At 67.9% G+C, this 7,159-nt stretch carries 7 protein-coding genes; 5 read left to right on the forward strand and 2 right to left on the reverse strand.

All coding sequences use genetic code 11. From position 1 onward, the window contains the following. The first annotated feature begins 1 nt into the window (after position 1). The gene (locus ACWDTP_RS21595) at positions 2-601 is read left to right on the forward strand and encodes a DinB family protein (RefSeq protein ID WP_450023471.1); all 600 of its coding nucleotides are present in this window, start codon (positions 2-4) and stop codon (positions 599-601) included. Here the strand turns inward: ACWDTP_RS21595 and trpB are convergent. After that, positions 594-1,856, reverse strand: coding sequence for a tryptophan synthase subunit beta (trpB, locus tag ACWDTP_RS21600; protein WP_450023473.1), 1,263 nt, complete (start codon positions 1,854-1,856; stop codon positions 594-596). The genes ACWDTP_RS21595 and trpB overlap by 8 nt on opposite strands. 96 nt (positions 1,857-1,952) lie before the next feature. Further along, positions 1,953-2,561, reverse strand: coding sequence for a TetR/AcrR family transcriptional regulator (locus ACWDTP_RS21605; RefSeq protein WP_450023475.1), 609 nt, complete (start codon positions 2,559-2,561; stop codon positions 1,953-1,955). 83 nt (positions 2,562-2,644) lie between these two features. Here ACWDTP_RS21605 and ACWDTP_RS21610 point away from each other — a divergent pair, with 83 nt between their 5' ends. The 4 genes from ACWDTP_RS21610 to ACWDTP_RS21625 all read left to right on the forward strand — a co-directional run bounded on the left by ACWDTP_RS21610 (position 2,645) and on the right by ACWDTP_RS21625 (position 7,101). After that, positions 2,645-3,691: an oxygenase MpaB family protein gene (locus ACWDTP_RS21610; RefSeq protein WP_450023477.1), complete on the forward strand. Its 1,047-nt coding sequence runs from the start codon at positions 2,645-2,647 to the stop codon at positions 3,689-3,691. A 52-nt stretch (positions 3,692-3,743) separates the two neighbouring features. Next, on the forward strand, positions 3,744-5,114 hold the full coding sequence (locus ACWDTP_RS21615; protein ID WP_450023479.1) for an ABC1 kinase family protein: 1,371 nt from the start codon (positions 3,744-3,746) through the stop codon (positions 5,112-5,114). Further along, a complete protein-coding gene (locus ACWDTP_RS21620; protein ID WP_450023481.1) occupies positions 5,114-6,031 on the forward strand; it encodes an alpha/beta fold hydrolase in 918 nt (305 codons plus the stop codon). The genes ACWDTP_RS21615 and ACWDTP_RS21620 overlap by 1 nt, the downstream gene beginning before the upstream one ends. A 209-nt stretch (positions 6,032-6,240) precedes the next feature. Further along, on the forward strand, positions 6,241-7,101 hold the full coding sequence (locus ACWDTP_RS21625; RefSeq protein ID WP_450023483.1) for a cyclopropane mycolic acid synthase family methyltransferase: 861 nt from the start codon (positions 6,241-6,243) through the stop codon (positions 7,099-7,101). The last annotated feature ends 58 nt before the right edge of the window (positions 7,102-7,159 follow it).

Below are 7,159 nucleotides of genomic sequence, written 5' to 3' on the forward strand. Positions count from 1 at the left end.
TATGCCAGGTATGCCCGCTCCCGCAGGCGACGAACGCCAGACTCTGATCAACTTCATCGAATTCCAGCAGAACGCCTTCTTCGCGGTCGCGCACGGGCTGACCGACGATCAGGCCAGGGCCACCCCGTCGGTCAGCGCGCTGTCGGTCGGCGGGCTGATCAAACACGCGGCCGGGGTGCAGAAAGGGTGGGCCGAGCGGGCCGCGCACGCACCCGCCGCGCCGCCGCCCGATCCCCGGCCGGTCGAGGAGCAGATGGCCGAGTACACCGACCAGTACGTGATGCGCGACGACGAGACGCTGGCCGGTCTGCTCGACGCGCTCAAGGCGCAGAACGCCGAAACGCTGCGGGTGTTCGCCGGGCAGGACCTCGACGCGTCGGTACCGGTGCCCCGCAACGTGCCGTGGTTCCCCCAGGATCTCGACCACTGGACGGTGCGCTGGGTGGCGCTGCACCTGATCGAGGAACTCAGCCGGCACGCAGGCCATGCCGACATCATCCGTGAATCCATCGACCGGGCAACGATGTACGAGCTGATGGCGGCCGAGGAGCAGTGGCCGGAGACCGATTGGATCAGGCGCTGGCGGGCGCCGGTCAGCTGAGCGGTGCCGCTCCCGGTGGTTCGGCAAGATCGAACCACCGGGCGGCGGCCGGGACGTCCTTGTCCCCGCTGCCCGACAGATTGACCACGACGACCGCATCGCGGCCCAGTTCGCGGCCGAGCGCCAACGCACCCGCGACCGCGTGGACCGACTCGATCGCCGCCACGATGCCCTCGGTGCGGCACAGCAGCGCGAAGGCCGACATCGCCTCGGCGTCGGTGACCGACCGGTAATCGGCCCGGCCGCTGTCCTTGAGGAAGGCGTGCTCGGGCCCCACCGCCGGATAGTCCAGACCCGCACCGAGCGAATGCGATTCGAGGGTCTGGCCCTCCTCGTCCTGCAACAGGTACGAGTACGCGCCGTGGAAGACACCCGGCGACCCGACGCCAAGGCTGGCCGCGTGCCTCCCGGTTTCGACACCGGCACCGGCGGCCTCATAGCCGACCAGCCGGACGTCGGGATCGTCGATGAACCCGTGGAAGATGCCGATCGCGTTCGATCCGCCGCCCACGCAGGCCGTCACGGCATCGGGCAGCCTGTCGGTCTGTTCGAGGATCTGTCGGCGCGCCTCCACCCCGATCACCCGTTGCAGATCGCGCACCATGACGGGAAAGGGGTGCGGCCCGGACGCGGTGCCGAAGCAGTAGTAGGTGCTCTCGGCGTTGCCGACGCCGTCGCGGAACGCTTCGGTGATCGCGTCCTTGAGCGTTCTCGAACCGGCGCCCACCGTGACGACCTGCGCCCCGAGCAGCCGCATCCGCAGCACGTTCAGCGCCTGCCGGTCGGCGTCGGCACCGCCCATGTACACGACGCATTCCAGGCCGAGCTGTGCGCACGCCGTCGCGGTGGCCACCCCGTGCTGACCCGCTCCGGTCTCGGCGATCACCCGGGTCTTGCCGAGGCGCCGGGCCAGCAGGGTCTGGCCCAGCGCGTTGTTGATGTTGTGGGATCCGGTGTGATTGAGGTCTTCTCGCTTCAGGAACAGCCGGGCGCCGCCGGCGTGCGCGCTGAGCCGCCGCGCCTCGTACAGCGGCGACGGCCGGCCGGTGAAATGGCGCTGCAGCCGGTACAACTCGTCGAGGAAAAGTTCGTCGACGCGCGCCTTCGCATATGCGTCGGCGACCTCGTCGATACCGGCCATGAGCGCCTCCGGCATGAAACGTCCGCCGTACGAACCGAAGTAGCCGCCGGCGTCGGGATCACGGATTGTCTGCGAGCCGCCGCGCACACCCCATGCATCTCCCGAAAGCCCCACCCGTTCAATCTCCCCAGCGCCGATGACGCGGACGTGACCGCAGGGGAAACGGGGAAGGGATTCCGGGAACGCGTTCGAAGTCGCTGGTGCGGCGCGCTACCGGCCGAGCACGAGCCGGACCGCGTGCTCCACCACGGCGTCGAGGTCGTCGCCGAGGTGGCCGGCCAGCCACTGCTGGGCCAGTTCGGCCATCGCCCCGGTGTACATCGCGGCCCCGACCTGGCCGGCCACCGGATCGGATGCGGGGTGCAGACGCCCGCCCGCGCTGAGCACGGCCTCGCGCAGCAGGTCCTGGGTGGCGGCACGGCGGGCGGCCAGCACCGGGTTGGCCCTGGCGTCGGTGAACAGGATCCGGCCCCGCCGCGGGTCGGCCGAGCTGAACCCGAGCACGGCCGCGATCCCGGCCCCGGTCCGCTCCCGCAGGGAATCGCCGGTCGCGGCCATCGCCGCGTCGACGTCGGCGGCCAGGGCCGCGCTCACCTCGTCATAGGCCGCGCCGAGCAGGTCGTCGGTGCCCGCGAAGCTCTCGTAGAAGTAGCGGGTGTTGAGCCCGCATTCGCGACACACCGAGCGCACCGAGAGCGCGGCCTCGCCACCGGCGCCGAACAGCCGGAACGCCGCGCCGACCAGCAGCGCGCGGCGCTCGGCGCGGCGGTCCGTGAGCGGGACGCCGGCCCACCGGGTCGGGCTGGAAGTTCCGGGCATGCCTTCAGATTAGATCTGGTCACGGCCGTATCCAAAATGTAGTGTGGTTACAGGCGTGACCAGACATTCCGGAGGAGTTCACCGTGCCCTTGCCTTCGTTGCCGTTTCTACCTCATCAGTTCGTCGGCCAGTGGCTCAATCAGAAGTTCGACCGCGATATCCGCAGAAACTACTTCCGCGGTATGGATTTCGCCGGGCCGCAGGGCGACCCGGGCTGGTTCGGCCCGGGCAGCGCGACCTGGCATGTGCACTCCCACAAGCACGTCCTGATCTTCGGCCTGCAGTGCGCGGCGTTCATGGAGCGCCTCGATCCGTCGATCTACTGGATGGGCATGCACCACTCCCGGCTGGTGCAGCGCGACGAGGACGGCACCGCGGTCCCCGTGATCGACCCGAAGGGCGCCGCGATCCGGCTCGGCCACTCGATCGCGTTCTTCATCGGCACCGCCTACGGCAGCACCGACACCGCCGAGCGGCTGGCCGCGACCGTGCGCGCGATGCACCACACGATCAAGGGCACCCGCCCGGACGGCGTCGCCTATGACGCCGACGACCCGGACTGGCTGCGCTGGAACTACGCCACCGTGGTGTGGGGCCTGGCCACCGCACACGAGCTCTATCACCCACAACCGTTGCGCGGCAAGAAACTCGACCGGTACTACGGCGAGTTCGTCCGGGTCGGGCACGCGCTCGGCGGCACCGACCTGCCTGCCACCAAGGCCGAGACGCTGGACTGCCTGCAGGCCTATCTGCCCCGCCTGGCCCTCACCCACGGCGCGGCGATGGCCACCGGCCCGAATGTGGCGCTCCCGCAGAGCGCGATCGACTGGGCGATCCGCGACACCATGCCGCGCTGGGCGGCCCAGCTGATCCAGCATCAGAATCCCAACCTGGTCGAGCGCACGGCGCGACGCGGCGCGGTGTGGTCGATCCTCAACGGGCTCGAGTTCGCGGCAGGCCCGATTCCCGAGTTCCGGCAGGCCAGGGCCAGGGTGGCCGACGGTGTCGATCCGGAGCTGGCCCCGCACACCGAACCGGCCTACCGGAGCGGCACCGACCCGGCGCGCACCCGGGAGGAGGTCGAGGCGAGCCTCGCAGACAGCACCGCGCAGGGCCTCGCCACGGTGTGACGCGCCGCACACACATTTTTGGCGGTACCGCGGGTTTTGAGACACTGCAGCTATGAGCACAACGCCGCCGAGACCCAGGCACCGCGAGGGGGCCAGGCTGGACCGGGTGCCGTTGCCGGTCGAGGCCGCCCGCGTCGGAGCAACGGGTTGGCAGATCACCCGGACCGGCGCCCGCGTCGTCTCCAATATCTTCGGCCGCGGTTCGCTGCAGCAGAAGATCATCAGGCAGGTCCCGCAGACGTTCTCCGACCTCGGCCCCACCTACGTCAAATTCGGCCAGATCATCGCGTCGAGCCCGGGGGCTTTCGGTGAGCAGCTCAGCCGCGAGTTCCGCAGCCTGCTGGACCGGGTGCCGCCGGCCGACGAGGAGGCGGTGCGCGACCTTTTCAGGGACGAGCTCGGCGACGAGCCCGAGCACCTGTTCAAGAGCTTCGACGTGAAGCCGTTCGCGTCGGCGTCGATCGCCCAGGTGCACTACGCGACGCTGCACAGCGGCGAAGAGGTGGTGGTCAAGATCCAGCGGCCGGGTATCCGCCGCCGGGTCGCGGCCGACCTGCAGATCCTCAAGCGCGGCGCGCAGGTGGTCGAGTTGGCCAAGCTGGGCCGGCGGCTGTCGGCCCAGGACGTGATCGCCGACTTCGCCGACAATCTCGCCGAGGAACTCGACTTCCGGCTCGAAGCCCAGTCGATGGACGCCTGGGTGTCGCATATGCACGCCTCACCGCTCGGCGCGAACATCCGGGTCCCGCAGGTCTACTGGGACCTCACCAGCCAGCGGGTGCTCACCATGGAGCGGGTGACCGGCGTCCGCATCGACGATGTCGCCGCGATCCGCAAGAAGGGATTCGACGGGGTCGCACTGGTCAAGGCGCTGCTGTTCAGCGTGTTCGAGGGCGGGCTGCGGCACGGGCTGTTCCACGGCGACCTGCACGCCGGGAACCTCTATGTCGACGACGACGGCAAGATCGTGTTCTTCGACTTCGGCATCATGGGCCGCATCGATCCGCGGACCCGCTGGCTGCTGCGCGAGCTGGTCCATGCCCTGCTGGTCAAGAAGGACCACGCGGCCGCGGGCAAGATCGTGGTGCTGATGGGTGCGGTCGGCACCGTCAAACCCGAGGCGCAGGCCGCCAAGGACCTGGAGCGCTTCGCCACCCCGCTGTCGATGCAGAACCTCGGCGATATGTCCTACGCCGAGATCGGCAAGCAGCTGTCCGCGCTGGCCGATGCCTACGACGTCAAGCTGCCCCGCGAACTCGTCCTGATCGGCAAGCAGTTCCTCTACGTCGAGCGGTACATGAAACTGCTGGCACCCCGGTGGCAGATGATGAATGACCCGCAGCTCACCGGGTACTTCGCCAACTTCATGGTCGATATCAGCCGCGAGCACAACGCCGCCGAGCAGAACGGACTCCAGGAATAGTGCGAACACGTACCGGCCACGCCAGATCCGGCGACGCGGACAACCCGATCGACATCTACTACGAGGATATGGGCGACCCGAACGATCCGGCGGTGTTGCTCATCATGGGTCTCGGTGCCCAATTGCTGTTGTGGCGCACCGGATTCTGCGAAAAGCTGGTCGATCAGGGCCTGCGGGTGATCCGCTACGACAACCGTGATGTCGGCCTGTCCAGCAAGGTGGAGGGCCACCACACCGGCGCGCCCCTGCTGCCGCGGATGGCCCGCTCGGCGCTCGGCGTCCGCAGCCCGGCCGTCTACACGCTGGAGGATATGGCCGACGACGCCGCCGCGCTGCTGGACCATCTGGGCATCGAGGACGCCCACATCGTCGGCGGCTCGATGGGCGGCATGATCGCCCAGGTGTTCGCGTCGCGGTATGCCGCCCGGACCAGGACGCTGGCCGTCATCTTCTCGTCGAACAATCAGGCGCTGTTGCCGCCGCCCGGTGTCAAACAGCTGATGTCCCTGCTCTCCGCCCCACCGAAGGATGCGACGCGAGAGATGATCATCGACAACGCCGTTCGGCTCAGCAAGATCAACGGCAGCCCGGGTTATCCGACACCCGACGAGAAGATCCGCGCCGAGGCGGCCGAACTCTACGACCGGGCCTATTACCCGGCCGGCGTCGGGCGCCATTTCGCCGCGATCCTGGGCAGCGGCAGCCTTCGCCACCACGACCGCCGGATCACCGCACCCACCGTGGTGATCCACGGGCTGGCGGACCGGTTGATGCGCCCGTTCGGCGGGCGCGCCGTCGCCCGCGCCATCGCGGGTGCCCGGCTGGTCCTGATCGACGGTATGGGCCACGAACTGCCCGAACCGGTGTGGGACGAGGTCGTCGGCGAGCTCAAGACCAACTTCGCCTGCGCCGGCTAGGCGCGGCCGTACGCGTGCGGACGTGTCTTCGCTATCCGCAGGCTCCCGGCGCAGGGTTTGCGCTGGCACCCGTGACGACGTCGCCCCCGGACCGGCGAGGCTGCTGTTTGCCATAACATTTCGTTCTCCGCGTGCGCAACCCGGTACCGGTCTTCTGCGGTAGGCTGACGATTCGCAGGGCGAACTCTGAGGGTTGGAGCATTTCGACTATGTCCAAATTGACACCGAAATACGAAGAACTGCAGTCGATCTACGACATCTCGAACGAATTCTATGAACTGTTCCTCGGCCCTACGATGGGCTATACCTGCGGCTATTTCGAACGCGAGGATATGACCGGCGACGAGGCCCAGATCGCCAAATTCGACCTGGCGCTGGGCAAGCTCGGCCTGCAGCCCGGCATGACGTTGCTCGACATCGGCTGCGGCTGGGGTGCGGGCATGGCGCGGGCCATCGAGAAGTACGACGTCAACGTCATCGGCCTGACCCTGAGCGGCGAGCAGCGCGAGTACGCCGTCGACAAACTGTCCAAGGTCCCCACCGAACGCAACGTCGAGGTACGGCTGCAGGGTTGGGAGGAGTTCAACGACAAGGTCGACCGCATCGTCTCGATCGGCGCCTTCGAACATTTCGGCTTCGAGCGTTATCCGTCGTTCTTCGAAATGGCCTACAACGCGCTGCCGGACGACGGCATCATGCTGCTGCACAACATCACCGGGTTCGATCTCCGGCAGGGCCAAAAGCTGGGCCTGCACATGACATTCGAAGACGCGCGGTTCGCCAGGTTCATCATGACCGAGATCTTCCCCGGCGGCCGGCTCCCCTCGGTGTCGATGGAGGAGGAAAAGGCGACCGAAGCCGGGTTCACGGTCACCCAGTTGCAGGAGATCGGCCCGCACTACGTCCGGACGCTGAAAATCTGGGCCGACGCGCTGGAGGCGCACCGGGACGAGGCCGTCGCGATCCAGGGCCAGGTGGTCTACGACCGCTACGACAAGTACCTCAACGGTTGCCAGCGCTACTTCCGCGAGGGCCACATCAGCGTGCACCAGTTCACGTTGCAGAAGTAGGTTCTTACGCCGAGCAGACACAAAACTGCCCCTTTTCATGTGAAAAGGGGCAGTTTTG

The organism is Mycobacterium sp. NPDC003449, assembly GCF_053588415.1.

Bases quoted from the DNA above. Each gene is read 5' to 3' on its own strand.
- ACWDTP_RS21625 (WP_450023483.1), top strand. From the start codon at position 6,241: ATGTCCAAATTGACACCGAAATACGAAGAACTGCAGTCGATCTACGAC.
- ACWDTP_RS21595 (WP_450023471.1), top strand. From the start codon at position 2: ATGCCAGGTATGCCCGCTCCCGCAGGCGACGAACGCCAGACTCTGATC.
- ACWDTP_RS21605 (WP_450023475.1), bottom strand. From the start codon at position 2,561: ATGCCCGGAACTTCCAGCCCGACCCGGTGGGCCGGCGTCCCGCTCACG.
- ACWDTP_RS21615 (WP_450023479.1), top strand. From the start codon at position 3,744: ATGAGCACAACGCCGCCGAGACCCAGGCACCGCGAGGGGGCCAGGCTG.